23 protein-coding genes are annotated in these 24,352 nt (G+C 62.5%); 8 read left to right on the forward strand and 15 right to left on the reverse strand.

The features are described 5' to 3' along the window. Nucleotides 1-139: 139 nt before the first annotated feature. Entirely contained in the window at nt 140-1,261 is a 1,122-nt protein-coding gene (locus ACZ6YA_RS15575) for a beta-ketoacyl-ACP synthase III (protein ID WP_465898002.1), read from the reverse strand. Between the two features lie 216 nt (nt 1,262-1,477). Further along, the gene (gene hrpA, locus ACZ6YA_RS15580; RefSeq protein ID WP_465898003.1) at nt 1,478-5,383 is read right to left on the reverse strand and encodes an ATP-dependent RNA helicase HrpA; all 3,906 of its coding nucleotides are present in this window, start codon (nt 5,381-5,383) and stop codon (nt 1,478-1,480) included. Nucleotides 5,384-5,643: 260 nt separating this feature from the next. Between hrpA and ACZ6YA_RS15585 the strand changes: the two genes are divergently transcribed. The 3 genes from ACZ6YA_RS15585 (at nt 5,644) to ACZ6YA_RS15595 (ending at nt 8,608) form a co-directional block, all read left to right on the forward strand. Continuing rightward, the gene (locus ACZ6YA_RS15585) at nt 5,644-5,823 is read left to right on the forward strand and encodes a hypothetical protein (protein ID WP_465898049.1); all 180 of its coding nucleotides are present in this window, start codon (nt 5,644-5,646) and stop codon (nt 5,821-5,823) included. An 83-nt stretch (nt 5,824-5,906) separates the two neighbouring features. Further along, complete coding sequence (locus tag ACZ6YA_RS15590; protein WP_465898004.1) at nt 5,907-7,271, forward strand: glutamine synthetase family protein; 1,365 nt, start codon at nt 5,907-5,909, stop codon at nt 7,269-7,271. A gap of 29 nt (nt 7,272-7,300) precedes the next feature. Continuing rightward, the gene (locus ACZ6YA_RS15595; RefSeq protein WP_465898005.1) at nt 7,301-8,608 is read left to right on the forward strand and encodes an NAD(P)/FAD-dependent oxidoreductase; all 1,308 of its coding nucleotides are present in this window, start codon (nt 7,301-7,303) and stop codon (nt 8,606-8,608) included. 157 nt (nt 8,609-8,765) lie between these two features. On the opposite strand, the gene fadD1 is transcribed toward ACZ6YA_RS15595, so the two are convergent. Further along, nucleotides 8,766-10,463: a long-chain-fatty-acid--CoA ligase FadD1 gene (fadD1, locus tag ACZ6YA_RS15600; RefSeq protein ID WP_465898006.1), complete on the reverse strand. Its 1,698-nt coding sequence runs from the start codon at nt 10,461-10,463 to the stop codon at nt 8,766-8,768. A gap of 343 nt (nt 10,464-10,806) precedes the next feature. Next, complete coding sequence (fadD2, locus tag ACZ6YA_RS15605; RefSeq protein WP_465898007.1) at nt 10,807-12,495, reverse strand: long-chain-fatty-acid--CoA ligase FadD2; 1,689 nt, start codon at nt 12,493-12,495, stop codon at nt 10,807-10,809. A 211-nt stretch (nt 12,496-12,706) separates the two neighbouring features. On the opposite strand from fadD2, the gene ACZ6YA_RS15610 reads away from it, so the two are divergent. Together ACZ6YA_RS15610 and ACZ6YA_RS15615 are read left to right on the forward strand one after the other, a co-directional pair. Then, complete coding sequence (locus ACZ6YA_RS15610) at nt 12,707-13,651, forward strand: alpha/beta hydrolase (protein WP_465898008.1); 945 nt, start codon at nt 12,707-12,709, stop codon at nt 13,649-13,651. Between the two features lie 33 nt (nt 13,652-13,684). Next, nucleotides 13,685-14,155: a MaoC family dehydratase gene (locus ACZ6YA_RS15615; RefSeq protein ID WP_465898009.1), complete on the forward strand. Its 471-nt coding sequence runs from the start codon at nt 13,685-13,687 to the stop codon at nt 14,153-14,155. A gap of 97 nt (nt 14,156-14,252) precedes the next feature. On the opposite strand, the gene ACZ6YA_RS15620 is transcribed toward ACZ6YA_RS15615, so the two are convergent. The 8 genes from ACZ6YA_RS15620 to ACZ6YA_RS15655 all read right to left on the reverse strand — a co-directional run bounded on the left by ACZ6YA_RS15620 (nt 14,253) and on the right by ACZ6YA_RS15655 (nt 19,595). After that, on the reverse strand, nt 14,253-15,491 hold the full coding sequence (locus ACZ6YA_RS15620; RefSeq protein WP_465898010.1) for an RNA polymerase sigma factor: 1,239 nt from the start codon (nt 15,489-15,491) through the stop codon (nt 14,253-14,255). Continuing rightward, nucleotides 15,491-15,976 (reverse strand): SRPBCC family protein, encoded by a 486-nt coding sequence (locus tag ACZ6YA_RS15625; protein ID WP_465898011.1) that lies wholly within the window; start codon nt 15,974-15,976, stop codon nt 15,491-15,493. Before ACZ6YA_RS15625 ends, ACZ6YA_RS15620 begins: the two co-directional genes overlap by 1 nt. 21 nt (nt 15,977-15,997) lie before the next feature. After that, nucleotides 15,998-16,342 (reverse strand): YciI family protein, encoded by a 345-nt coding sequence (locus ACZ6YA_RS15630; protein WP_465898012.1) that lies wholly within the window; start codon nt 16,340-16,342, stop codon nt 15,998-16,000. Nucleotides 16,343-16,386: 44 nt separating this feature from the next. Further along, on the reverse strand, nt 16,387-16,812 hold the full coding sequence (locus ACZ6YA_RS15635) for a YybH family protein (RefSeq protein WP_465898013.1): 426 nt from the start codon (nt 16,810-16,812) through the stop codon (nt 16,387-16,389). Nucleotides 16,813-16,913: 101 nt separating this feature from the next. Then, on the reverse strand, nt 16,914-17,390 hold the full coding sequence (locus tag ACZ6YA_RS15640; protein ID WP_465898014.1) for a GyrI-like domain-containing protein: 477 nt from the start codon (nt 17,388-17,390) through the stop codon (nt 16,914-16,916). 10 nt (nt 17,391-17,400) lie between these two features. Continuing rightward, complete coding sequence (locus ACZ6YA_RS15645; RefSeq protein ID WP_465898015.1) at nt 17,401-18,048, reverse strand: LysE family translocator; 648 nt, start codon at nt 18,046-18,048, stop codon at nt 17,401-17,403. Nucleotides 18,049-18,228: 180 nt separating this feature from the next. Continuing rightward, nucleotides 18,229-19,188, reverse strand: a complete 960-nt coding sequence (locus ACZ6YA_RS15650) for a threonine dehydratase (RefSeq protein ID WP_465898017.1) — start codon at nt 19,186-19,188, stop codon at nt 18,229-18,231. Between the two features lie 149 nt (nt 19,189-19,337). Next, entirely contained in the window at nt 19,338-19,595 is a 258-nt protein-coding gene (locus ACZ6YA_RS15655; RefSeq protein WP_465898018.1) for a DUF2790 domain-containing protein, read from the reverse strand. Between the two features lie 275 nt (nt 19,596-19,870). Here ACZ6YA_RS15655 and ACZ6YA_RS15660 point away from each other — a divergent pair, with 275 nt between their 5' ends. Continuing rightward, complete coding sequence (locus ACZ6YA_RS15660; RefSeq protein ID WP_465898019.1) at nt 19,871-20,320, forward strand: GNAT family N-acetyltransferase; 450 nt, start codon at nt 19,871-19,873, stop codon at nt 20,318-20,320. Here the strand turns inward: ACZ6YA_RS15660 and def are convergent. The 3 genes from def to ACZ6YA_RS15675 all read right to left on the reverse strand — a co-directional run bounded on the left by def (nt 20,275) and on the right by ACZ6YA_RS15675 (nt 22,078). Next, a complete protein-coding gene (gene def, locus ACZ6YA_RS15665; RefSeq protein ID WP_465898020.1) occupies nt 20,275-20,811 on the reverse strand; it encodes a peptide deformylase in 537 nt (178 codons plus the stop codon). The two genes, ACZ6YA_RS15660 and def, sit on opposite strands and share 46 nt — an antisense overlap. Continuing rightward, the gene (locus tag ACZ6YA_RS15670; RefSeq protein ID WP_465898022.1) at nt 20,808-21,761 is read right to left on the reverse strand and encodes a YihY/virulence factor BrkB family protein; all 954 of its coding nucleotides are present in this window, start codon (nt 21,759-21,761) and stop codon (nt 20,808-20,810) included. Before ACZ6YA_RS15670 ends, def begins: the two co-directional genes overlap by 4 nt. A 137-nt stretch (nt 21,762-21,898) precedes the next feature. After that, the gene (locus ACZ6YA_RS15675) at nt 21,899-22,078 is read right to left on the reverse strand and encodes a CsbD family protein (RefSeq protein WP_016498416.1); all 180 of its coding nucleotides are present in this window, start codon (nt 22,076-22,078) and stop codon (nt 21,899-21,901) included. Between the two features lie 243 nt (nt 22,079-22,321). On the opposite strand from ACZ6YA_RS15675, the gene ACZ6YA_RS15680 reads away from it, so the two are divergent. Next, nucleotides 22,322-23,779 (forward strand): right-handed parallel beta-helix repeat-containing protein, encoded by a 1,458-nt coding sequence (locus ACZ6YA_RS15680; protein ID WP_465898023.1) that lies wholly within the window; start codon nt 22,322-22,324, stop codon nt 23,777-23,779. Nucleotides 23,780-23,970: 191 nt separating this feature from the next. Further along, on the forward strand, nt 23,971-24,351 hold the full coding sequence (locus ACZ6YA_RS15685; RefSeq protein WP_465898024.1) for a hypothetical protein: 381 nt from the start codon (nt 23,971-23,973) through the stop codon (nt 24,349-24,351). Nucleotide 24,352 lies beyond the last annotated feature (1 nt).

The following is a 24,352-nucleotide window of genomic DNA, read 5'->3' on the forward strand; positions in this document are numbered from 1 at the left end:
TTTTTTTCGTCTGGTAGAAATGCGTCGACCCGTTCGCGGGCAAGCCCGCTCCCACCGGTACTCCATCAAGCTCGAGAGCTGTGGTTAACTTGTGGGAGCGGGCTTGCCCGCGAAGAGGCCGGAACTATCGCTGTAGAACTCAGCGTTTGCGCAGAATCACGCTACCAATCGAATACCCCGCGCCAAACGAGCTCAGCACCCCAAGCGATCCCTTGGCCAGATCATCCTGGTACAGGTGGAACGCAATCACCGACCCCGCCGAACTGGTATTGGCATAACGGTCGAGAATCACCGGCGCATCTTCTTCGGCCACTTCACGCCCCAGCAGCTTCTTGACGATCAAGTGGTTCATGCTCAGGTTGGCCTGATGCAGCCAGAAGCGTTTGACGTCGGACGGCTGCAGGTCGTTCTCGCCCAGGTGCTTGCCGATCAGTTCGGCGACCATCGGGCAGACTTCCTTGAACACCTTGCGGCCCTCTTGCACGAACAGCTTGTCGCGCGCCCCTTCACCCTCTTCAGCCGCGCGATTGAGGAAGCCGAAGTTGTTGCGGATGTTGTTGGAGAACGCGGTCTGCAGCTTGGTGCCGAGGATATCGAACTGGTGTGCCGAGGTGGCCAGGTCGGCACGTTCGACCAGCACGGCGGTGGCGGCGTCACCGAAGATGAAATGGCTGTCGCGGTCGCGGAAGTTAAGGTGCCCGGTGCAAATTTCCGGGCTGACCACCAGCAATGCGCGGGCCTGGCCCAGCTGCACGCTGTTGGCAGCGGTCTGAATGCCGAAGGTGGCCGACGAGCAGGCCACGTTCATGTCGAAAGCGAAGCCCTGGATGCCGAGCGCATGCTGTACTTCGATGGCAATGGCCGGGTATGGGCGCTGCAGGTTGGAGCAGGCGACGATCACCCCGTCGACATCGGCAGCAGTGCGGCCCGCGCGTTCCAGCGCTTGACGCGCCGCGGCAACCCCCATCTCGCAGAGGATCGATTGTTCGTCGTTGGAACGCTCCGGCAGGCGTGGCTTCATGCGCTGCGGGTCGAGGATGCCGGCCTTGTCCATGACGAAGCGGCTCTTGATACCCGAGGCCTTTTCGATGAACGCGGCATCGGACAGGGGCGCCGCCTCGACTTCACCGCGCTCGATGGCGGCGGCGTTGTCGCGGTTGAATTGCTGCGACCAGGTATTGAAGGATTCCACCAATTCTTCGTTGGAAATGCTCTGGGCCGGGGTGTACAGGCCGGTGCCGCTGATCACGACGTTATGCACGGTCGTTCCTCTGGTCAAAGGCCATCGCCACGGGGCGCTGGCTGGAAATATGACGAACAATGGCACTTTAGTGCCAGTTTATGGGCGAGGGCTGCGCCCTCGTTCGCGGATGAATCCGCTCCTACAGATTCCGCACTGTCCTGTAGGAGCGGATTCATCCGCGATGGGCCGCGAGGCGGCCCCAAATTCCGTCAATATTGCCACAACTTCTTGGGTTTAGGCTTCCACCTGCGACCACTGTTTGCTGAGACGTTTGTCAGAAATCGGCACTTTGGTGCCCAACTGCTGGGCAAACAACGACACTCGATACTCTTCCAGCAACCAGCGGTACAGTGTCAACTGCTCGTCACGCTTGCCCTCCTGGGCATGCTTGTCCGCACGGGCCTTGTACTGGGCCCACAGATTGCTCAGTTCACCACTCCACACCCGGTCCTTCTGCACCTGGCTGCCGAGCTTCTCAAGGCGTATCTCCACCGCCTTGAGATAGCGCGGTAATTCCTTGAACCAGGTTGCCGGCGTCTCGCGCACGAAGCCCGGATAAACCAGGTTGGCCAGCTGCTGCTTGATGTCGTTCAGCGCCACCGCCTGGCTCAGGTCGATCTTGCCCTTGAAGCGCTTCTGCAGACCATGCCACAGCTTCAGCACTTCCAGGGTCTGCCGGGCCAGGCGCTCGGCATGCTCGGCCCAGCTGCCACGCTTGCGCTCGGCAAGGCCGGCCAAGGCGGCACCGTCGCGCGGCAGCGTGGCTTCGCCTTCGAGGATGCAGCTGTCCAGGCTGGCCAGCAAGATGTCCTCGACCAGCGCCTCGACCCGGCCCAGCTCGCGGTACAGCAGGCCCAGCTCGGTCAGCCCCGGCAGCTTGCCACGGAGGAACTTGGCCGGCTCCGCCAACTGCTGCAGCAACAGCCGCTGCAAGGCGCGGCGGTGCTGGAACTCGGCTTCGGCCTGGGTCGAGAAGCGCCCTTCGCGCACGCTGCCGTTCTCTTCCACCAGCGCCGGGTACACCGTCATCGACAGGCCAGCGATCTTTTGCTGAGCGGTCTGTTTCACTTCGCTGAAGGCCTTGGCCTGTACCGGCTGCTCGCTCTTGTCGCTGCGCGGCACCGCCAGCGCTGCCTGGCTGGCGGCGGCAAAGCGTGCAGTCAACTCGGCCAGGTCGCGGCCCTCGCCAAGGAACTTGCCCTCGCCATCGACCACTTCGATGTTCATGCGCAGATGGCCTTCGACCAGGTTGACCGACTCGGCCCAGGCTTCGTCGGACACCCGCGCCCCGGTCATGCGCAGCAACTCCTGGCCCAGCGCCTGGGGCAATGCGCCCTGGCCGAAGGTCATGCGCGAAAGCGAAGCCTTGACGAAGTCCGGCACCGGCACGAAGTTCTTGCGCAGCGCCTTGGGCAGGTTGCGCACCAGGGCCACGCACTTGGCTTCGATCAGGCCCGGCACCAGCCACTCCAGGCGTTCGCCCGGCAGGCTCGGCAACAGCGGCGCAGGCACCCGCACGGTAACGCCGTCACGCGGGTGGCCCGGCTCGAAGTGGTAGCTCAGCGGCAGGCGCAGCTCGCCCACCTGCAGGCTATCCGGATATTGCGCCGCGGTGACTTCACTGGCCTCACGGGCCAGCACATCTTCCTCGCGCATGATCAACAGGCTGGCGTCCTTCTGGCTGCCCATGCGGTACCAGCTGTCGAAGGTCGCTGTCTGGTGGATCTCCGCCGGCAGGCGGGCTTCGTAGAAGCCGTACAGGGTTTCTTCATCGGCGAGGATGTCGCGCCGACGGGCCTTGGCTTCCAGCTCGTCGAGGTCTTCGAGCAGGCGCTTGTTGGCCGCCAGACACTTGGCCCGCGACTGGATTTCGCCACCGACCAGCCCCTCGCGGATAAACAACTCACGCGAGGTGACGGGGTCGATCGGGCCGTAATGCACCGGGCGACGGCCTACCAGGATCAGGCCGTACAGAGTGATCTGCTCGTACGCGACCACCTGCCCGCGTTTCTTTTCCCAATGCGGTTCGAAGTGGTTCTTCTTGATCAGGTGGGTGGCCAGCGGCTCGATCCAGTCTGGCTCGACTTTGGCGACCATGCGCGCATACAGCTTGGTGGTCTCGACCAGTTCGGCAGCCATTACCCACTGCGGGCGCTTGCGGCCAAGGCCCGAAGACGGGTGGACCCAGAAGCGTCGCTGGCGGGCACCCTGGTAGTCGCCCTCTTCGGTCTTGTGGCCGATCTGGCTGAGCAGGCCGCTGAGGATGGCCTTGTGCATCTTCTGGTAGTCGGACGGTTCCTTGTTTACCGCCAGCTGCAGATCGCGGCAGATCAGCGCCAGCTGGCGATGGGCATCTCGCCATTCGCGCAGGCGCAGGTAATTGAGGAAGTGCTTGCGGCACCAGTTGCGCAAAGGGCTGGCGGTCAGCGCCTGGCGCTGCTCCTCGAAGCCGCGCCACAGGTTGACCAGCGCGGCGAAGTCGGAATCGACGTCCTTCCACTGCGCATGCGCCTGATCGGCCGCCTGCTGGCGCTCGGGCGGGCGTTCGCGCGGATCTTGCACCGACAGCGCACTGGTGACGATCAGCACTTCCTGCAGGCTGCCCTGACGGGCGCCTTCGAGCAGCATGCGGCCCAGCCGCGGGTCGATCGGCAGGCGCGCCAGCTGACGGCCCAAAGGCGTCAGCTGGTTCTCGCGATTGACCGCCGAGAGCTCCTGCAGCAGGTTGAAGCCATCGCTGATAGCCTTGCCATCCGGCGGTTCAATGAACGGGAAGGCATCGATGGCACCCAGGCGCAGGTGCAGCATCTGCAGGATCACCGCCGCCAGGTTGGTGCGCAGGATCTCGGGGTCGGTAAACGCCGGCCGGCCGTTGAAGTCTTCTTCGCTATACAGCCGAATGCAGATACCCGGCTCGACCCGTCCGCATCGGCCTTTACGCTGGTTGGCGCTGGCCTGGGAAACGGCTTCGATCGGCAGGCGCTGGACCTTGGCGCGGTAGCTGTAGCGACTGATGCGCGCGGTGCCGGTGTCGATCACATAACGGATGCCAGGCACAGTCAGCGAGGTTTCCGCCACGTTGGTGGCCAGCACCACCCGGCGCCCGGTGTGCGACTGGAAGATGCGCTGCTGCTCGGCCGGTGACAGCCGCGCGTACAACGGCAAGATCTCGGTATGGCGCAGCTGCGCCTTGCGCAGGATCTCGGCGGCGTCGCGAATCTCCCGCTCCCCCGGCAGGAACACCAGCACGTCGCCGGGGCCCTTGCCCTCGCTGCGCTCGTGGTGGGCAATCTCGTCGAGGGTGGCGAGGATGGCCTGGTCGACGGTGAGGTCTTCCTCGACCTGGTTGCCTTCTTCATCCTGCTCGCTGGTCAGCGGGCGGTACCAGGTGTCAACCGGGTAGGTGCGGCCAGACACCTCGATGATCGGCGCGCCATCGAAGTGCTGGGAGAAACGCTCCAGATCGATGGTCGCCGAGGTGATGATCAGTTTCAGGTCTGGGCGACGGTGCAGCAGGGTCTTGAGGTAGCCGAGCAGAAAATCGATATTCAGGCTGCGCTCGTGGGCTTCGTCGACGATGATCGTGTCATAGCGCTCAAGGAAGCGATCATGCTGGGTTTCGGCCAGCAAGATGCCGTCAGTCATCAGTTTGACCAGGGTGTTGCTGTCGCTCTGATCCTCGAACCGTACCTGATAGCCGACCAGAGCGCCCAGCGGCGTGCCCAGCTCTTCGGCGACCCGCGCCGCGACACTGCGGGCGGCGATACGCCGAGGCTGGGTATGGGCGATCAGGCCGTGGCTGCCCCGCCCCAATTCCAGGCAGATCTTCGGCAGCTGGGTGGTCTTGCCAGAGCCGGTTTCACCGGCGATGACCAGGACCTGGTTTTCTGCCAGGGCCTTTTTGATCTCGTCACGCTTGGCGGCGATTGGCAGGCTGTCGTCGTAGCGAACTAGCGGCACGCTCTGTTGGCGTGCGATGACCTGGGCGCAGGACGCCTGGACCTTCTCCGCCCACTGCGCCAGCTTGGCCTCATCGGGGCGCTTGCGCAGCTCATGCAGTTGCCGGCGCAGGCGATGGCGGTCGGCGATCATGGCGTGGTCGAGGTTTTGCAGCAGTTTGTCGATGGCGTGGTCAGTCATGGGGCTTTTTAGTGATGCAGGTGAGCCTGCTTTTTCATGATCGGCATTCGAAGGATGCGCGATTGTCGCAGATTTTCTGGGTCTTTGCTGTCTGCACTGGCCTCTTGGCGGGGCAAGCCCGCTCCCACAGGTTCAGGCTCTGCGGGATATCTGTGGGAGCGGGCTTGCCCCGCGAAAGGGCCGGTGCAGACACTCTGAATGTTTAGTGAACCACAATGTAAAGGTTGCCATTCACTGCTTTAATCAACCTTGAGCCGCATGTGAGTATCAAAGGCATGACCCCCGCCCAGCCCATCGTCCCGTCGCTGCCCCGCCCTTCGCTGCCGAAGGCCAGGACCTGCGCCGGCGAAAATCCGCTGGTGCATGTGATCCTCGCCTTCTGGGCCTTGTGGCACTGCCGCCATGCGCGCCCACCGGACACTTCGCTCACGCCTCTCTGACCAGACCCGGCCGCCCTCCGGCCGATTGACTCAGCTGGACCGTCCCTGCGCGGCGGTCCTGTGCGCCCACGAGCGAATCCATCATGCACTTTGCACCTGTAGAGCACGCCAGCCGCTTCCTCGCTGAAAACCCCGATATCGAGCTGTTCGAACTGTTCATCCTCGACGCCAACGGCGTGCCACGCGGCAAGCTGCTGCACCGTGACGAACTGCTGGCCGTATACCAGAGCGGCCGCCCACTGCCGAGCACCATCCTTGGCCTGACCCTCAACGGCGATGACGTGGAGAACTCCGGCCTGGTGTGGGACGTCGGCGACATCGACTGCCGTGCCTACCCCCTGGAGGGCAGCCTGGTGCGCCTGCCCTGGCGGCGGGTGCCGACCGCCGCCGTGCAAGTCAGCATGCACCCCAGCGAAGGCCTGCCAGCCAGCGTCGCCGACCCACGCCATGTGCTGCTGCGCACCATCGCGGCGCTCAAGGCCGACGGCTATCACCCGGTGATGGCCTGCGAGCTGGAGTTCTACCTGCTGGATCAAAAGCGCGACGCCCAGGGCCGACCGCAACCGGCGCTGGACAACGACGGCGGCCGTCCGCGCAGCACTCAGGTGTACGGCCTGCGCGAGCTGGAGCAGATCGAACCGTTCCTCGCCGACCTCTATGCCGCCTGCAAAGCGCAGGGTATCCCAGCGCGCACGGCGATCTCCGAATACGCCCCCGGCCAGGTGGAGATCACCTTGGAACATGGCGATGCACTGGAAGCCATGGACCAGGCCGTGCGCTACAAGCGCCTGGTCAAAGGCGTGGCGCATGCCCATGGCATGCAGGCGTGCTTCATGGCCAAGCCCTTCGCGCAACTGGCCGGCACCGGCATGCACATGCACCTGAGCTTGGCCGACAGTACTGGCAACAACCTGTTCGCCAGTGAAGACACAGCCGGTACGCCGCTACTGCGTCAGGCGGTGGCGGGCATGCTGCAACACCTGCACGACTCGCTGCTGCTGTTCTGCCCCAACGCCAACTCGTTCCGCCGCTTCCAGGCCAACAGCTATGCACCGCTGGCGCCGACCTGGGGCGTCGACAACCGCACCGTCAGCCTGCGTGTACCGGGCGGGCCGGCCAATAGCCGGCATGTCGAGCATCGTATTTGCGGTGCCGACGCCAACCCGTACCTGGCCGCAGCAGCCATCCTCGCCGCCAGCCACCGTGGTATCCGCGAGCAGCTCGACCCGGGCGCACCGGTCGAAGGCAACGGCTACGCCCAGGCCACCGAACACCTGCCAACCGACTGGCTGACCGCCCTCGACGCCCTGGAGCGTTCGCAGTGGGCGCGCGAAGCGCTCGGCGGCGACTTCCTCGGGGTGTACCTGAAGGTCAAGCGCGCCGAGTACCGCCAGTTCATGGCCGAAGTCAGCGAACAGGACTGGCGCTGGTACTTGCACCAGGCCTGAGCCTCACCCATTCAGAACAAGGAACACCCATGAACGCAGCAGTGAACAACGGCCCGGCCCAGCGCGCGCCGTCCTATTACAGCGCCACCCTCAACGACCCCACGCAGTACCCGCAACTCAAGGGCACCGTACAGGTCGACGTGGCGATCATCGGCGGCGGCTTCACCGGCGTGGCCACCGCCGTGGAGCTGGCCGAGCGCGGGCTCAAGGTGGCGATCGTGGAAACCAACCGCATTGGCTGGGGCGCCAGTGGCCGCAATGGCGGCCAGGTCACTGGCAGCCTGTCGGGCGACGAAGCCATGCGCACGCAGATGCGCGACCGCCTGGGCAGCGAGGTCGACGACTTCATCTGGCACCTGCGCTGGCGCGGGCACCAGATCATCGAGCAGCGGGTCGAGCGTTACGCCATCGACTGCGACCTCAAGCGCGGCCACCTGCACGCGGCGATGAAACCGTCGCACCTTGACGAACTACGTGGCTTCGAAGCCGAAGCGCAGCGCCGTGGCATGGGCGACCAGGTGCAGATGCTCGACCGTACTGCCGTAGCCGAGCACCTGCAGAGCCCGCTGTACCTGGGCGCGCTGAAGAACCTGCGCAACCTGCACCTGCACCCGCTGAACCTGTGCCTGGGCGAGGCACGTGCCGCCCACGCGCTAGGGGCTTTGATCTTCGAGAACTCAGAGGTACTGGATATCGTCCACGGCCCGCGCCCGGCTGTGGTTACCGCCCACGGCCGGGTTGAAGCACGCCAGGTGATGCTGGCCGGCGACGTTTACCACACGTTGGAAAAGCGTCAGCTCAAGGGCAAGATCTTCCCCGCCATGGGCGGCATTGTCACCACCGCGCCGCTAGGGGAGTTGGCTGATCAGATCAACCCTCAAGACCTGGCGGTTTACGACTGCCGCTTCGTCCTCGACTATTACCGCCTCACCGCCGACAAGCGTTTGCTGTTCGGTGGCGGCGCCAACTATTCTGGCAAGGATTCGCGGGATATCGCCGGCGAATTGCGCCCCTGCATCGAGCGCACCTTCCCGGCGCTCAAGGGCGTACCGATCGAGTTCCAGTGGAGCTGTGCGATGGGAATCGTGGTCAATCGCATTCCGCAGTTGGGCAAGCTGTCGGACAACGTCTGGTACTGCCAGGGCTATTCGGGGCATGGCATCGCCACAAGCCATATCATGGGCGAGATCATGGCCGAGGCGCTGACCGGAACGTTGAAGCGGTTCGAAACCTTTGCGGGGTGCAAGCACATCAAGGTGCCGATGGGGGACTTGCTGGGGAATCCGCTGCTGGCGGCGGGGATGTGGTACTACCAGATGCTGGAAAAACTGCGCTGAATTCACTGGCCCTTTCGCGGGCGGTCCGGCGTCCCGGCAAGCCCGCTCCCACAGAGACCCCACAGTTTTCAAGTGCTGTGAGGTCTTTTGGGAGCGGGCTTGCCGGGACGCCGGACCGCCCGCGAAGAGGCCGGCACTGCCGGCTAAAAGCCAAAGATCAAGCGATCTTCTTCAACCCTTGTTTCTTCAGCTCTTCATCACGCAACTCACGGCGCAGGATCTTGCCCACGTTGGTCGTCGGCAACGCATCGCGGAACTCGATGTAACGCGGCACCTTGTAGCCGGTGACGTTGGCACGCATGTGCTCCATCACCTGCTCTTTGGTCAGGGTCATGCCCGGCTTGACCACGATGAACACCTTGATCAACTCACCCGACTTCTCGTCCGGCACGCCAATCGCCGCGCACTGCAGCACACCTGGCAGGCCCGCCAGCACATCTTCCAGCTCGTTGGGGTACACGTTGAAGCCCGAGACCAGGATCATGTCCTTCTTGCGGTCGACGATACGCATGTAACCGTCCGCCTGAATCAGGGCGATGTCACCAGTCTTCAGCCAGCCTTCGCTGTCGAGGATCTCATGGGTGGCGTCTTCGCGCTGCCAGTAGCCCTTCATCACCTGCGGGCCCTTGACGCACAATTCACCCACCTCGCCCAGCGGCAACTCGTTACCACTGTCGTCGATGACTTTGCACAGGGTCGACGGTACCGGAATGCCGATAGTGCCGACCTGGTTGGCTTCGGCCGGGTTGACCGCCGCCACCGGGCTGGTCTCGGTCATGCCGTAGCCTTCGCAGATGGCGCAACCGGTCACGGTCTTCCAGCGCTCGGCCACGCTCAGTTGCAGGGCCATGCCGCCGGACAGGGTTATTTTCAGCGCCGAGAAGTCCAGGGCACGGAACGCCTCGTTGTTGCACAGGGCAACGAACAGGGTGTTGAGGCCGACGAAGCCACTGAACTTCCATTTGCCCAGTTCCTTGACCATCGCCGGCAAGTCGCGAGGGTTGCTGATCAGCACGTTGTGGTTGCCGATAAGCATCATCGCCATGCAATGGAAGGTAAAGGCATAGATGTGGTACAGCGGCAGCGGGGTGATGAGGATCTCGCAGCCTTCCTGCAGGTTGGCGCCCATCAGTGCGCGGCACTGCAGCATGTTGGCCACCAGGTTGCGGTGGGTCAACATGGCGCCCTTGGCCACGCCGGTGGTGCCGCCGGTGTATTGCAACACGGCCACATCATTGGCTTGGGGGTTGGCTTCAGTGACCGGCTGACCCTTGCCATGGGCCAGGGTATCGTTGAAGCGCACGGCGTTCGGCAGGTTGTAGGCCGGCACCATCTTCTTCACGTACTTGATCACACTGTTGATCAACAGGCGCTTGAGCGGTGGCAGCAGGTCAGCCACTTCGGTGACGATGACATGCTTGACCTGGGTCTTGGGCACCACCTTCTCAGCCAGATGCGCCATGTTGGCCAGACACACCAAGGCCTTGGCGCCGGAGTCGTTGAACTGGTGCTCCATCTCCCGTGCGGTATACAGCGGGTTGGTGTTGACCACGATCAAACCGGCGCGCATGGCGCCGAACACGGCTACTGGGTACTGCAGGACATTCGGCAGCTGGACGGCAATGCGATCCCCTGGCTTGAGGTCGGTATGCTGCTGCAGCCAGGCCGCAAAAGCGCCCGACAGGGCATACAACTCGCCGTAAGTGATGGTCTTGCCCAGGTTGCTAAAGGCCGGTTTATCGGCAAAGCGTTGGCAGGATTGCTTGAGTACCGCCTGGATGTTGGGGAATTCGTCAGGATTGATTTCCGCCGTAATCCCGGCTGGGTATTTATCCTTCCAAAAATGGTCGATCATGGAAGCCCACTCCTTCAGCAACAGCGAAGTTCGATTCACGCGTCTATGCGTTTATTATTGATATGAGATGGCGGTTCGTTGCAAACCGTATCATCTGAAAGCGGGCCGAGCGTAACAGCTTTGCAAAGGGTCGCCTAGAGGCCAAACAAGGCCTCATGGTCATAAAAATGACTCAATGAACGATACAGGTCATTTTTAGAGTATTTATCCAAAATGTCGCTAACCGGGTCGAGAATAGCCTGTTAGAGCTGTTTTGAAGCATTCGCGGGCAAGCCCGCCCCCCCACAGGGCCCAGCGCAGTTCCTGTGGGAGCGGGCTTGCCCGCGAAGAAGCCTCAGATGGATCAAGCGATGTCGCGCAATTCGCGCCGCAAAATCTTGCCCACTGGGGTCATTGGCAACGACTCACGCACCACGATGTGCTTGGGCACCTTGTAGCCGGTGAAGTTGGCCTTGCAGTAAGCCTTCAGCTCATCCACGTTAAGCCCGCCTTCACGCGCCACCACAAACAACTTCACCGCCTCGCCGGAGCGCTCGTCCGGCACGCCGATGGCGGCGCAGTTGGCCACCTGCGGGTGGCCCATGATCACGTCCTCGATTTCGTTGGGATACACGTTGAAGCCCGAAACGATGATCATGTCCTTCTTGCGGTCGACGATACGGGTGAAGCCGTCCGGGTCGATCACCGCGATATCACCTGTCTTGAACCAGCCCTCGGCATCCAGCGCCTGGGCCGTGGCCTCGGGTTGCTGCCAATACCCTTTCATCACCTGCGGGCCCTTGATGCAAAGCTCGCCGCGCTCGCCCAGCGGCTGCTCATTGCCCTCATCGTCGATCACCTTGAAGGCGGTGTCTGCCACCGGTATGCCCACTGTTCCCAAACGGGCCAGCTGGCCGTAGGGGTTGGTGCTGGCGACCGGCGAGGTTTCGGTCAGCCCATAGCCTTCGACGATGCGACAGCCCGTGAGGCTTTCCCAGCGTTCGGCTGTAGCCTTGACCAACGCCGTGCCACCCGAGTTGGTGACCTTGAGCGCTGAGAAGTCCAGCTGGCGGAAACCAGGGTGATCCATCAGTGCCACGAACAGCGTGTTCAACCCCAGCAACGCCGAGAAACGCCACTTGCCCAGCTCCTTGATGAAGCCCGGGATGTCGCGGGGGTTGGTGATCAGCACGTTGTGGTTGCCGGTGACCATCATGCACATGCAGTTCGCGGTGAAGGCATAGATGTGGTACAGCGGCAGCGGCGCGATCATCACCTCCTGGCCTTCCTTGATCAGCTTTTGCCCGTCCGGGCCATGCTGCGAGAAGCACGCCAGCACCTGCAGCATGTTGGCGACTAGGTTGCCGTGGGTGAGCATGGCACCCTTGGCCAGGCCCGTGGTGCCGCCGGTGTACTGCAGCACGGCAATGTCTTCGAGGCTGAGCGGCACCGGCTTGTGGGTCAGCGCCCTGCCCTCGCGCAATACCTGTTTGAAGGCGACGGCCTGCGGCAGCTGGTAGGCCGGGACCATCTTCTTCACCTTGTCGACCACGGTGTTGATCAGCCAGCCCTTGGCCGTGGGCAGCAAGTCGCCCATCTTGGCCTCGATCAGGTATTCGATGCCGGTATCGGGCAGCACCTCCTGCACGCGCTTGCCGAACATGTTCAGATACACCAGGGCCCGGGCGCCGGCGTCCTTGAACTGGTGGCGCATCTCGCGTTCGGTGTACAGAGGGTTGGTGTTGACCACGATCAACCCGGCGCGCAAGGCGCCGAACACGGCGATGGGGTACTGCAGCACGTTGGGCATCTGCACGGCGATGCGATCGCCCGGCACCAGGTCGGTATGTTGCTGCAGCCAGGCGGCAAAGGCCGCCGAAAGGCGATCGAGTTCGGCGTAGCTCAGGGTCTTGCCAAGGTTGCTGAACGCCGGGCGGTCGGCGAAGCGCTTGCAGGAGCGCTCGAACACCTCGACGACCGAGCTGTACGCATGAATATCAATGGTGGAAGGCACGCCCGCCGGGCGCTTGTCATTCCAGAAGTCGGCTTGCATTTTATTATTGTTCCTCTGCCTGAACCCGCTCTTAGCCTGTAATCCCTTTGCCTGATGGCAAAAAGGCGTTCAACCGACGTTAGCAGGTAAGCCCGAGACGGCATATACGCCAAGTGCCGCCATTTACATTGTGAATCTTATTTGTGCCCTTCCTGCAATCCGGCCGCTTGTGCATACACTGTGGTCGTACCCCCAGCGCAAAGGACCCGCCATGCCCCATGACGCCTTCTGGCTGCCCGCCAGCGAGCATTGCAGCCTGTACGTGCACCAATGGCTGCCGGCCTCACCGGTCAAGGCCGTGGTGCTGCTGGCACATGGCATGGCCGAACATGCAGGGCGCTACCAACACCTGGGCCAGGCCCTGAACGCTGCCGGCTTCGCGCTGCTGGCCCCCGACCTGCGCGGCCACGGGCGTACTGCTGAACTGGGCAGCCTCGGCCTGTTCGCCCGACAACATGGCTGGAATGCCGTGGTCAACGACCTTGGCCTGCTGGCCCAACACATCGGCCAGCAGTTCCCCGGCACGCCGCTGTTCCTGTTTGGCCACAGCATGGGCAGCTACATCGCCCAGGCCTACCTGCTGCACCACAGTGGCAGCGTGCACGGTGCCATTCTCAGCGGCTCCAACTTCCAACCCGCAGCGCTGTACCGTACGGCGCGCCTGATCGCGCGCCTGGAAGCCTGGCGCCAAGGCCCGCAGGGCAAGAGCGCACTGATCGAATGGCTGTCGTTCGGCTCGTTCAACAAGGCCTTCAAGCCCAACCGCACGGCCTTCGACTGGCTCAGCCGCGACCCCGAGGAAGTCGACAAGTATGTCAAAGACCCACTGTGCGGCTTTCGTTGCAGCAACCAGTTGTGGCTCGACCTGCTGCAGGGCCTTGCGCAGATCAGCCAGAAACGCAACCTCGCACAGATCGACCCGAACTTGCCGTTGCTGGTAATTGGCGGAGAATGTGATCCGGTGAGTGCCGGCAAGCGTCTCACCCATCTGGCCGACGCCCTGCGCGCGACCGGCAATCGACATGTACAGCTGCGCGTCTATCCTGAGGCGCGGCACGAAGTGCTCAACGAACTCAATCGGGACGCGGTCAGCGCCGATATCCTCACCTGGCTGGAGCAGGCGCTGGCCCTTGGCCGCCCTGTCCGCAGTGAATGATAGCGGCCTCGTCCGTCCATCAAGGAAGCGCCAATGACCCAGGTCACCAACACGCCTTACGAAGCTCTAGAAGTCGGCCAGAAGGCCGAATACACAAAGTCTGTGGAAGAACGCGACATCCAGCTGTTCGCGGCGATGTCGGGTGACCACAACCCGGTGCACCTGGATGCCGAATTCGCGGCCAAGAGCATGTTCCGCGAACGCATTGCCCACGGCATGTTCAGCGGTGCACTGATCAGTGCCGCAGTCGCCTGCACCCTGCCTGGCCCCGGCACCATCTACCTGGGCCAGCAGATGAGCTTCCAGAAGCCGGTGAAAATCGGCGACACCTTGACCGTGCGCCTGGAAATTCTCGAGAAGCTGCCCAAGTTCAAGGTGCGCATCGCCACTAACGTTTACAACCAGAACGATGAGCTGGTGGTCGAGGGCGAGGCTGAGATTCTGGCGCCGCGCAAGCAGCAGACCGTCGAGCTGGTATCGCCGCCCAATTTTGTGGCCAGCTAAGATTGCGCTGAGTGCTTCGCGGGCAAGCCCGCTCCCACAGCGTCAGTGGTGATCTCTGTGGGAGCGGGCTTGCCCCGCGAAGAGGCCAGCTAGACCACTACATCAGCTCAAGCAAGCGCCGTTCGATATGCCTACGCTCCGGCTCCTGCCGAGTCAGCTCCAGCGCCTGCAGCCAGGACGCACGCGCCTCTTCTACATTCCCTAGCTGAAAATGCAACTCCGCCCGCGCCGCATGCGCCAGATGATAATCGCGCAAGTCGCCAGCCGCCAGAATCGCGTCCACCTCCAGCAACCCCGCCTGCGGCCCATCCCGCCTGGCCAGCGCCACCGCCCGGTTGAGTGCCACTACCGCTGAAGGCCAATGCTGCAGCAGCACATCGTACAGCCCTACGATCTCCGTCCAGTCCGTCTCCTCGGCACTCGCCGCCTCGGCATGCAGCGCCGCAATCGCTGCCTGCACGGTGTAGATGCCAATCGCCCGACTACCCAACGCCAAGCGCACCAGCTCGCAACCTTCATTGATCAGCGCGCGGTCCCACAGGCTTCGATCCTGCTGGTCCAGCAGCACCAAGTTGCCCTCGGCGTCACTGCGCGCGCGTTGGCGAGACGCCTGCAGCAGCATCAACGCCAGCAGACCGATCGCCTCCGGGTCCGGCAGCAATTGCACAAGCAATCGGCCAAGGCGAATGGCCTCGTCGCTCAACTCCTGCTGTAACAATGCCTCGCCCGAGGACGCCGAATACCCTTCGTTGAACACCAGGTAGATGACCCGCAACACGCTTTCCAGGCGCTCGGGTAATTCCTGCAGCCCCGGCACCTGGTACGGGATGCGTGCATCGCGGATCTTGGCCTTGGCGCGGACGATGCGCTGGGCGATGGTCGCCGGGCTCTGCAAGAAAGCGCGGGCGATCTGCTCGGTGGTCAGGTCGCAGACTTCGCGCAGGGTCAAAGGCACCTGGGCGTCTGCCGCCAACGCGGGGTGGCAGCAGGTGAAGATCAGCCGCAGACGGTCGTCGACCAACAGCTCCTCTTCGCTCGGGTCATGCCCTTGACCCTCGATGAGCATGATCAGGTCCGCCTGCGAACGGTCGAATCGTGCACGCCGACGCACCGCGTCGATGGCCTTGAAGCGGCCGGTCGACACCAGCCACGCCCGCGGATTGTGCGGAATGCCGTCACGCTGCCAGCGCTCGACCGCGATGAAGAAGGCATCGTGCAGGGCCTCCTCGGCCAGGTCGAAATCTCCGAGCAGGCGGATCAGCGTTGCCAGAATGCGCCGCGAATCACGGCGGTAGACCGCCTCGACCTCGGCGCGCACCTGCGCCAGCTCCGTCATCAGTCCGGCATCCGCTGGGTGACGACCTCCACCAGCCGGTCCAGGCTTTCTCCCCAGCCCTGGTGAAAGCCCATTTCTTCATGGGCCCGCCGGTCGGCGTCGCTCCAGTGCCAGGCACGGGCGGTGTAGCGGGTCTTGCCCTGCTCCTCGTCAAAGGTCACCACGGCGGTCATGAAGGCCTTCGCCGAAGGCACCCAGCCGGGCCCGAAGGCGTCGGTGAAGACCAGCCGGCGTGGGGCGGCGATTTCCAGGAACACCCCTTGGGTCGGGTACTCGGTGCCATCGGGCGCGCGCATCAGGGTCCGAAACAGGCCGCCCACCCACAGTTGCATCTCGCATTCCGGGGTGGTCATGCCGTGCGGCCCCCACCATTGCATCAACCACTTGGGCTCGGTCCAGGCGCGGAACACCTTGGCGGGCGGGGCGTCGATCAGGCGGCTGATGGCCAACTCGTGCTGCGCTTGCGCAGGTTGGGCAAGGCTCATTTTTGTTGTTCTCCGTTGCTTTCAGGGTTGCAGTTCGCGCACTGGCCTTACTTCAACGCTGCCGACCCGAGCGGCCGGGATACCTTTGGCAATATTCAATGCCTCGTTGAGGTCACGGGCATCGACCAGGTAAAAACCCGCCAGCTGTTCTTTGGTTTCGGCAAAGGGGCCATCGGTCAGGCTCATCTGGCCACCGCGCATGCGCACCGTAGTGGCGGTCTGTACCGGCTTCAGCGCCTCGGCCGCGAGCATGCGCCCCGCACCGTGCAGCGACTCGGCATAGGCCATGCATTCGGCGTCTTCCGGGCTGTCAGGCAAGCTGTGCAGCAGCCCCTCGTCACAATAGACCAGGCATAGGTATTTCATGATCGTCTCCACGGCATTGGCAAAGTGCGTTTCGCGATAGCGGATCAGGGCTTGAGATCGAACAGTGCTTTCTGGGTTTCCATGTCGAACGGCGCCGACCAGTGCTCGTGGATTACCTGCCACTGGCCAGCGATCTTGCGATAGCCGACGGTGGCGCGCATGAAGCCGCACTGGCTTTCGTCATCCCCTGGGCCGCAACGGTTCAGCCAATGGGCCAGGGCCAGGTCGCCGTCGGCGTGTACGGTGAGCTGGGCGAGCTCGAATACCATGGGCCCGGTACACAGGGTCATGCACATTTCCCAATGCGCCTGGTAGGCAGCCTTGCCCTTGAATTGCAGCGCTTGGATGGCATCAAAGGCGACGATATCGTCGGCGTAGGGCGCGGTGATATTCGGGATGTCGCGGTCGCGCACGGCCTGCATCCAGCGCTCGATCAGTTGGCGAATTTCGTTTTCGGCAGTGGCATTCATGGGGGGATCCTCCGATCGTTCGTGAAAGTATCGGCACAGAGTTGCCTGTGCCTTCACCTCTTGGTCGAACGGTAGTCGGGGAAATCGACAGGCCGAAGCAATTATTTGCGCTGCAGCGGAATCCAGATCTCCATCACCGCGTCGCAAGCCGCTGGGTCGAACCCCGCCGGATACCGCTCGAACAACGCTGCATCGGCCTGCTGTTGGCCTGACTGTGGCAACCACTGGAAGATACCGTCGAAAGTCGCCTTCAGGCATTGCAGGCTACCTCGATGCTCGAACACCGCGTAATGCTGCGGCGCCAGCGTGAGCGCGGTGAAGCCTTCTGGTAGCGCCTGCCTGGGTATTACCTCGACGCCAGCCATATAGTCAAAACCACCCTGCGGGTCGGGGTTGTAGCAAACGCCAAAACTGTCCTGCCCCTGTTGACCGGGCACACGGCCGATATACCGCGCGAAACGCTGCCACAAGAGTGGCAGGCCGCCCAGATCGCTCATGCTGAAGCGCTCGGTAAGACCGGCCAGGGTCAGGGAGCGACCGTCTTGGTAACGTGCAGGATGGATGGATTGCTGAGTCATTTCCTTTGCCTCAAGGGATGGCCGGGCTGGCAAAAATGAATTCACGGTAGCCCGAAACGATCACATACACCGCGAAATAACAGAAAATCGCCGCCGACAGCAGGTAGGACCAGGTCAACAGACGATCACCAAGCAAGCGCCCGCCATGGCTGGCAATACCACACAGGCTCAGGCACCAGATCAGCCCGGCGGCGAAAAAGCCGCTCAGGAACAAGCCCGCATCGAGCAAGCTGCCACCGCCCGAGCGGGAAATCAGCACGCCACCCACGGCGGCGAACCACAAAATGGCGGTTGGTGACGACATGGCCAGGAAGATACCGCGCAAAAATTCGCGCCAGGCCGACTCCACTACCACCTCATTGCGCGCTTGCATATGCCCGCCGCGCCAGGCCGCCACCAGCATCTTCAGCGCGAACCACACTAGCAAGGCCGAGCCACCGAGCCATAGCGCCCAGCGCACGCTTTCGAACTGCAGCAACACGGTCATGCCGGCCAGCGCCGCGATGGCATAGACCAGGTCACCGACACAGGTCCCCAGGCCGAGCCAGAAGCCCTGCAGAAAGCCACGCTGCATGGCCAGGGTGATCATGGCGATATTGGCAATACCGATATCGAGGCACAGGGACAGGCTGAGGAGAAAACCGTTGGAGAAAGGCATTTTGAACTCGTTGACCGGCCAAATAAGCGCGGTTGAGCCTGCCACGAGTCATCACGGAATTGAAAGTACAAATACCTGTAGGAGCGGCTTCAGCCGCGAATCAAACGCCGCGGTGGCTGGCACCGGCTGCGCCGGTGTTCGCGGCTGAAGCCGCTCCTACGGGAGTACTTTACTCACGCATCACTCGATGCCCGCCAGAACCTGAGCGTAACGCGCTCGATCCACGTTCGCTCCGCTCAGCACGACGGCCACTCGCTTACCCGCTTGTCGCCCTCGCTCCTGCATCAACGCCGCCAGCGCAGCAGCACCTGCACCCTCGGCGGTATTGTGCGTGGCCTCGTGATAAACCCGCATGGCCTCAGCGACTTCGCTGTCGGTCACCCGCACGATCCGCGCAGCGTGTTCCCGCACCAGTGCAAATGCCTCCGGATGCGGCACCCGGCAGGCCATGCCATCGGCGAAGGTCTCGGCGGTGGCAGTGCTGACGATGCGGCCCTGCTCAACGCTTTGCGCATAGGCATCGGCAGCGCTGGATACCACACCGACGATCTCGGTTTTCAGTCCCAACAGGTTGCGGGCCTGGATCAGCCCGCAGATGCCGGACCCCATGCCGATCGGCACATATACGCAGTCCAGGTCACCTACCGCCTCGAACAGCTCCAGGGCATAGGTGGCCACCCCGCGCACAAGCTCCGGGTGGAACGACGGCACCATCGCATAACCCAACTCGTCAGCCAGCCGAGCGGCCTCTTCGCGGGCGACGTCGAAATCGACACCGTACTCCACCAGTTCGGCACCGAGTGCGCGCATGGCGGCGTTCTTTTCCTTCGAATTGCCTTCAGGCACGACGATCACCAAGGGTATGCCCGCCTGGCGCGCCGCCAAGGCCATGCTCTGGCCATGATTGCCGCGCGTTGCAGTGACCAAGCCGCGAGGTGGCTCGCCGGTCGCCAGCAGCGAACGTACATAGACCAGCCCACCACGTACCTTGAATGCCCCGGTGGGCGCGTGGTTTTCGTGTTTCACCCAAACTTGGCAGCCCAGCCGTTCAGCCAGCAAGGGCCAGGCATGCTGCGGGGTAGGGGGTACATGCTGGTGGACAAAGTCGGCGGCTTCGCGCAGGGCTGCAAGGTCAAACATTGGCGATCATCCCTTTTCGATAGGTGGTGACCGATCCTAAGCCCGAGACGTTATAGGGGTAAAACGTTAAATCGCATGCAAAGCAAATTTCGTGACACAGCAACCTCTCCAATATCGCGCGTTTCGGAGAGGCCGCTGACGTTACGCTATCAACCCTGCTGGCAACCTTCGCCCATGGCGCGGTACTGAATGGTGTGCACCTGGCCCTGGTGGTCTTCATAGGTCATGGTCGCAGGCACTACTTCGCAGACATTGGGGATGGTCGAGAGGTTGATCACCCGTTTGATGTCCAGGTTCATGGAGTAATCGTACTGCTGGGCCACAGGCTCGCTGGAGACAGGTTTGACCTCGTCGGCGAAGGCGAACGAGGACACACCGACCAATGCAAGAATCAGTAATGGTTTCATGGATGTTTGGCCTTCAAAGCAATCACGCTGATCGATTGACTTCATATGCCGTCAATGGCGCGGAGAAGTTGTCATCGACTGCGAAGATGACACGAAGTACCGATCCCGCTTCTTCGTACTGCCAGGGGGGATAGGTGAAATTCTACTCCCGGTCTGCAATAGTTGAACCCCGAACCCGGACAATCACCCTTGCAGCTTTTGCAACAATCTGCGACAAAGCGAAGCGGCTTGCACGCCTGAAAAGCTTGAAACAGAGCCGTTGCTGATGGAAAGCCATGACCGCCCTACTCTGCACCCCACTGACCCTCTTTGAACGAAAACTGCTCGATCATTTCTACAAGCAGCACGGCTCGCGCATGCGTGCGGCCAGTGGCGGTGAACTATGGGTGGCGCGCAGCGGCGCTATTATTGCCGGCTTGAGCCTGAGTGCAGTCACCGAAGGGCGCTGGTTGACTGGCCTGCTGGTTGCTCCCCAGTGGCGCAACCAGGGCGTGGCTGCTCAGCTGGTCGAGGCCGCATTGGCCCAGAGCGACGGTCCCACCTGGCTGTTCTGCGACCCCGACCTGGAGGCCTTCTACCAGCGCCTTGGCTTCACCGCCACGTGCGTGCTGCCAGAATCCTTGGCATCACGCCTGGCACGCTACCAACGCAGCAAACGCCTGCTAGCAATGGCGCGCGGTCAATCGTCGCTAGGGTCCAAGCCCGGGAACAACACTTCGGTATAACCGAATTTGGCGAAATCCTGGATACGCGACGGATACAGCCGCCCAATCAAGTGATCGCATTCGTGCTGCACGACACGCGCGTGGAAGCCGTCGGCAAACCGATTCACCGGATTCCCCTGCGGGTCGGTCCCCTCATAACTGATGTGTTTAAAGCGCGGCACCACACCGCGTAGGCCCGGCACCGACAGGCAACCTTCCCAGCCATCCTCGACTTCGGTGGTCAGCGGCGTGATCACCGGATTGAGCAGGATGGTCTGCGGTACCGCCTCGGCATCCGGGTAACGTTCACTGCGCTCGAAACCAAAGATCACCAGCTGCAAGTCGACCCCGATCTGCGGGGCTGCCAATCCAACGCCACCGACATGGCGCATGGTTTCGAACATATCGTCGATCAACTGCTGCAGTTCGGCGCTGCCAATCAAATGCTCGGGCACTGGCGGGGCGATGCGTAGCAAGCGGTCATCGCCCATTTTCAGGATGTCACGGATCATCGCGGATTCGGCTCGGAGGCGTGCGGCTCGACCGGATGTTCATGGCCGAGCACAGTGAGGGTTTCCTTGGGTTTATCGCCCTCGAAATCCTTTTCACCTGGGTTCTTGCCCTCGCTCGACATGTGCTCGATCACCGCATTCATTTCCGCGCCCAGCAACAACACCGCGGCGGAAATGTAGAAGTACAGCAACAGCACGATGATCGCACCGATGCTGCCATACATGGCGTTGTAGTCGGCAAAGGTCTTGACGTAGTAGGCAAAGCCCAGGGAGGCGATGATCCATACTACAACCGCCAGCACAGAGCCTGGGGTAATGAAGCGAAATTTCTGCTTCACATCCGGCATCACGTAGTAAATAAGTGCCACCGCAACCATCAACAGGATGATGATTGCCGGCCAGCGCAGGATGGTCCACACCGTCACGATGAATTCCTGCATGCCGAACTGCGAGGCGATCCATTCCATCACCTGCGGCCCCAGCACCATCAGCGCCGCAGCGGCGAGCAGCATGCCGGCGATACCCACGGTGTAGAAGATCGACAGCGGGATGCGCTTCCATACAGGGCGGCCTTCAGGGACGTCGTAGGCGGCGTTCATGGCACTCATCATCAGGCGCACACCGGCCGATGCCGTCCATAGCGCGATGACGATACCCACCGACAGCAACCCACCCTTGGATTGCTGCAACTGGTCGATTACCGGGTTGACCTGCTCCAAGGCCTGGGGCGGCAACACCAGTTCCGACTGCAGGCGCAGCCAAGAGAAAAAGTCCGGAAGGTGCAGGAAACCGATCAGGGCAATCAGAAACAGCAGAAAAGGGAACAGCGAAAACAGCATCTGGTAGGCCATTGCGGACGCGTAGGTCGACATCTCATCGTCAAGGAATTCCTTGACGGTGCGCACCAGGACGCGGTGCAGGGGCAGGCCGCGCAGGTCGGGAAAAATCATAGCGTCTCCTTTCGCCGCTTGATCAGTACAACAGGGAGTCTAATAGACCACGCGACTGATGTGCTGCTCCCTGCCGGACTTAAAGAATTTGCCTACACAGGAATCGCAGGCCAGCCGCAGCCGGCCTGCGACACGCATCAAGGCTTCTTCACCGCATCCTTGACGTCACCCTTGACCTGCTGCGCTTCACCCTTGAGTTCCTGGGCCTTGCCCTCAGCACGCAGCTTGTCGTTGTCGGTGACTTTACCGACGCCCTGCTTGACGTTACCAATCGCTTCGTTGGCCAAGCCTTTCGCTTTGTCTTTAGTGCCGCTCATGGCAAATCTCCTGCAAATGGAGACACGTGAACCGTGTCGACAAAAGGTGGACTGGCCCTTTTCCCCAAGAGTTTCAATCGATTTGCCAAGCTCAAGCCGAACGGTAAATCTGCGGGCGAATACCGCACCGATTCGGTCACGCACCTCTGCGCAATGGCTGCTGGCTCCCATAGAATCGTTTGCAAACAGCAACCCGATGCAGGTTGCCACCTATAAAAACAACAGCTTACGGAAACCCGCACCATGCGTCTGATGCCTCTGCTCGCAGCCTTGCTGCCGCTGCTACCCCTACCCGCCCTGGCCAGCGAAACCCTCAGGGTCGACCGCTACAGCGACGACGGCCAGCCTGGCACCCTGCGTTGGGCGATCGAAACCAGCAATCAGAACCCCGGCCACTACCGCATCGAAATCGCCGCCGTTGGCCAGGCGCCGTACGTCATTCGCCCGACCCGCGCCCTGCCGGAAATCAAAGGCCCGGTGCGTATCACCGGCCTGCCCTGGGCGCGCGACGGCCAGTACATCGCCATCGACGGCTCTGGCTACATCAAAGATAAGGGCGTGCGCACCTGCCCCGGCGCGCTGCCCGGCCAGTTCGGCACCAACGTGCGCACCACCACCAACCCCGGTCTAGTACTGCGCGATACCCAAGGCGTCCACCTGAGTGGCCTGGAAGTGCGCAATTTCTGCATCGGCATCCTGGTCAACCGCGCCAACAATAATGTCATCGAAGATAACCGCATCGTCGCCAACAAAGGGGGTGCCGGCATCATGCTCACCGGCGATGACGGCGCCGGCAACCCGACTGCCACCACCACCAATAACAACAAAGTGCTGCGCAACCAGCTGATCGACAATGGCGATGGCTTGGAGCTGACCCGCGGCGCCGCATTCAACCTGGTGGCTGACAACCTGTTCCGCTCCACGGCGGCCAACCCTGAGCCGTCCCAGGGCATCGAGATTCTGCTGGGCAACGACAACAGCGTGGTGCGCAACCGCTTCGAAAACTACTCCGACGGCCTGCAGATCAACTGGGGCAAGCGCAATTACCTGGGCGCCAACCTGTTCAGCGGTAACTCGATCGGCGTCAGCGTCACGGGCGAAGGCAATATCCTCGACGGCAACCTGATTCATGGCAACCGTATCGGCGTGGCCCTGCGCCCGGAGCCGGAGGTCACCAGTACGCGCCTGACCGGCAACCGCATCTGGGGCAACAGCCAGGATATCCGCCGCTGTGAAGCCGGCGGCTCATGTGTGGCGGACCAGCGCACCGGTGCCATCGTGTTTGGCGTACCGGCCCAGGCTCACGCGCTCTATGTGGGTTCGCGCGGGGTGGGTGCGGATTTGCCGAAACAGGACCAGGCGATCATCTGTGATGCCAAGGGCGAGCCCAAGCCTTGCCAGCCGCTGCCTAATCACAACCAGCAGTCGCCGCGCTTGCTGGGGGTGAACGGCAATGTGCTGCGAGGTGAGGTACAGGGGCCGGCGTCGAGCCTGTTGCGGGTCGAGGTGTTTGGCAATGCCGAGGCTGAAGGGACTGAGGCTGAGCAGTACCTGGGGGAAGTGCTGGTGAACAGCGATGCCAAGGGGCAGGCGCGGTTTGCCCAGGTGCTGGAAAATGCGGGTGGGATGCGCAGCTTCACGGCCACGGTGACCACCGCAGATGGCGCCACTTCGGAGTTGAGTCAGCCCATTCGCCGCTGAGTCAACCGGCCTCTTCGCGGGCAAGCCCGCTCCCACATGAACAGCACTGCTCTTGAAGGCAATGTTGAACCTGTGGGAGCGGGCTTGCCCGCGAAGAGGCCGGGCCAGGCCAAGCAGCTGGCAAACCTTGCTCAGCTACCCGCCACCCCTCACAATGCAGGCCTTTATAGCGTCACACCGCAGGAACCTGCATGAAACTCGACAAACCCGCCGCCATCGCACGGCGCAACCAGGCCCTGGCCAAGCCGGTGCTCACCAGCGCCAACACCCTGTTCGCCATCCTCGACCGCAAACGCAACCTGTGGTGGTTCGAAGTGCCGGTGGCGTTGCTGCGCAAAGGCCAGCCCGACTGGGTCAACCTGCTGCTGCACACCCCTGAAAGCGACGAACTGCAGCACCTCAAGGTGCCGACCAACTTCATCAAGGCCCATCAGGAGCAGATGGAAGTGCGCAACCCCGGCAAACGCCGCTCGACCATCAGCCTGGCGCTGAGCGCCGACCGCGACTCGCTGCTGCGCGACACCCGCCCGGGTGGCGAGCAGCTGGATTTCCGCACCTTCGTGCAGGCCTGAC

It is taken from the genome of Pseudomonas sp. NPDC090752, assembly GCF_055584805.1.

Bases quoted from the DNA above. Each gene is read 5' to 3' on its own strand.
- ACZ6YA_RS15645 (WP_465898015.1), bottom strand. From the start codon at position 18,048: ATGCCTTTCTCCAACGGTTTTCTCCTCAGCCTGTCCCTGTGCCTCGAT.
- ACZ6YA_RS15650 (WP_465898017.1), bottom strand. From the start codon at position 19,188: ATGTTTGACCTTGCAGCCCTGCGCGAAGCCGCCGACTTTGTCCACCAG.
- ACZ6YA_RS15680 (WP_465898023.1), top strand. From the start codon at position 22,322: ATGCGTCTGATGCCTCTGCTCGCAGCCTTGCTGCCGCTGCTACCCCTA.
- ACZ6YA_RS15640 (WP_465898014.1), bottom strand. From the start codon at position 17,390: ATGACTCAGCAATCCATCCATCCTGCACGTTACCAAGACGGTCGCTCC.
- ACZ6YA_RS15655 (WP_465898018.1), bottom strand. From the start codon at position 19,595: ATGAAACCATTACTGATTCTTGCATTGGTCGGTGTGTCCTCGTTCGCC.
- ACZ6YA_RS15635 (WP_465898013.1), bottom strand. From the start codon at position 16,812: ATGAATGCCACTGCCGAAAACGAAATTCGCCAACTGATCGAGCGCTGG.
- ACZ6YA_RS15675 (WP_016498416.1), bottom strand. From the start codon at position 22,078: ATGAGCGGCACTAAAGACAAAGCGAAAGGCTTGGCCAACGAAGCGATT.
- ACZ6YA_RS15630 (WP_465898012.1), bottom strand. From the start codon at position 16,342: ATGAAATACCTATGCCTGGTCTATTGTGACGAGGGGCTGCTGCACAGC.
- ACZ6YA_RS15670 (WP_465898022.1), bottom strand. From the start codon at position 21,761: ATGATTTTTCCCGACCTGCGCGGCCTGCCCCTGCACCGCGTCCTGGTG.
- ACZ6YA_RS15625 (WP_465898011.1), bottom strand. From the start codon at position 15,976: ATGAGCCTTGCCCAACCTGCGCAAGCGCAGCACGAGTTGGCCATCAGC.
- ACZ6YA_RS15615 (WP_465898009.1), top strand. From the start codon at position 13,685: ATGACCCAGGTCACCAACACGCCTTACGAAGCTCTAGAAGTCGGCCAG.
- ACZ6YA_RS15595 (WP_465898005.1), top strand. From the start codon at position 7,301: ATGAACGCAGCAGTGAACAACGGCCCGGCCCAGCGCGCGCCGTCCTAT.
- hrpA (WP_465898003.1), bottom strand. From the start codon at position 5,383: ATGACTGACCACGCCATCGACAAACTGCTGCAAAACCTCGACCACGCC.
- ACZ6YA_RS15660 (WP_465898019.1), top strand. From the start codon at position 19,871: ATGACCGCCCTACTCTGCACCCCACTGACCCTCTTTGAACGAAAACTG.
- def (WP_465898020.1), bottom strand. From the start codon at position 20,811: ATGATCCGTGACATCCTGAAAATGGGCGATGACCGCTTGCTACGCATC.
- ACZ6YA_RS15590 (WP_465898004.1), top strand. From the start codon at position 5,907: ATGCACTTTGCACCTGTAGAGCACGCCAGCCGCTTCCTCGCTGAAAAC.
- fadD2 (WP_465898007.1), bottom strand. From the start codon at position 12,495: ATGCAAGCCGACTTCTGGAATGACAAGCGCCCGGCGGGCGTGCCTTCC.
- ACZ6YA_RS15685 (WP_465898024.1), top strand. From the start codon at position 23,971: ATGAAACTCGACAAACCCGCCGCCATCGCACGGCGCAACCAGGCCCTG.
- ACZ6YA_RS15620 (WP_465898010.1), bottom strand. From the start codon at position 15,491: ATGACGGAGCTGGCGCAGGTGCGCGCCGAGGTCGAGGCGGTCTACCGC.
- ACZ6YA_RS15610 (WP_465898008.1), top strand. From the start codon at position 12,707: ATGCCCCATGACGCCTTCTGGCTGCCCGCCAGCGAGCATTGCAGCCTG.
- fadD1 (WP_465898006.1), bottom strand. From the start codon at position 10,463: ATGATCGACCATTTTTGGAAGGATAAATACCCAGCCGGGATTACGGCG.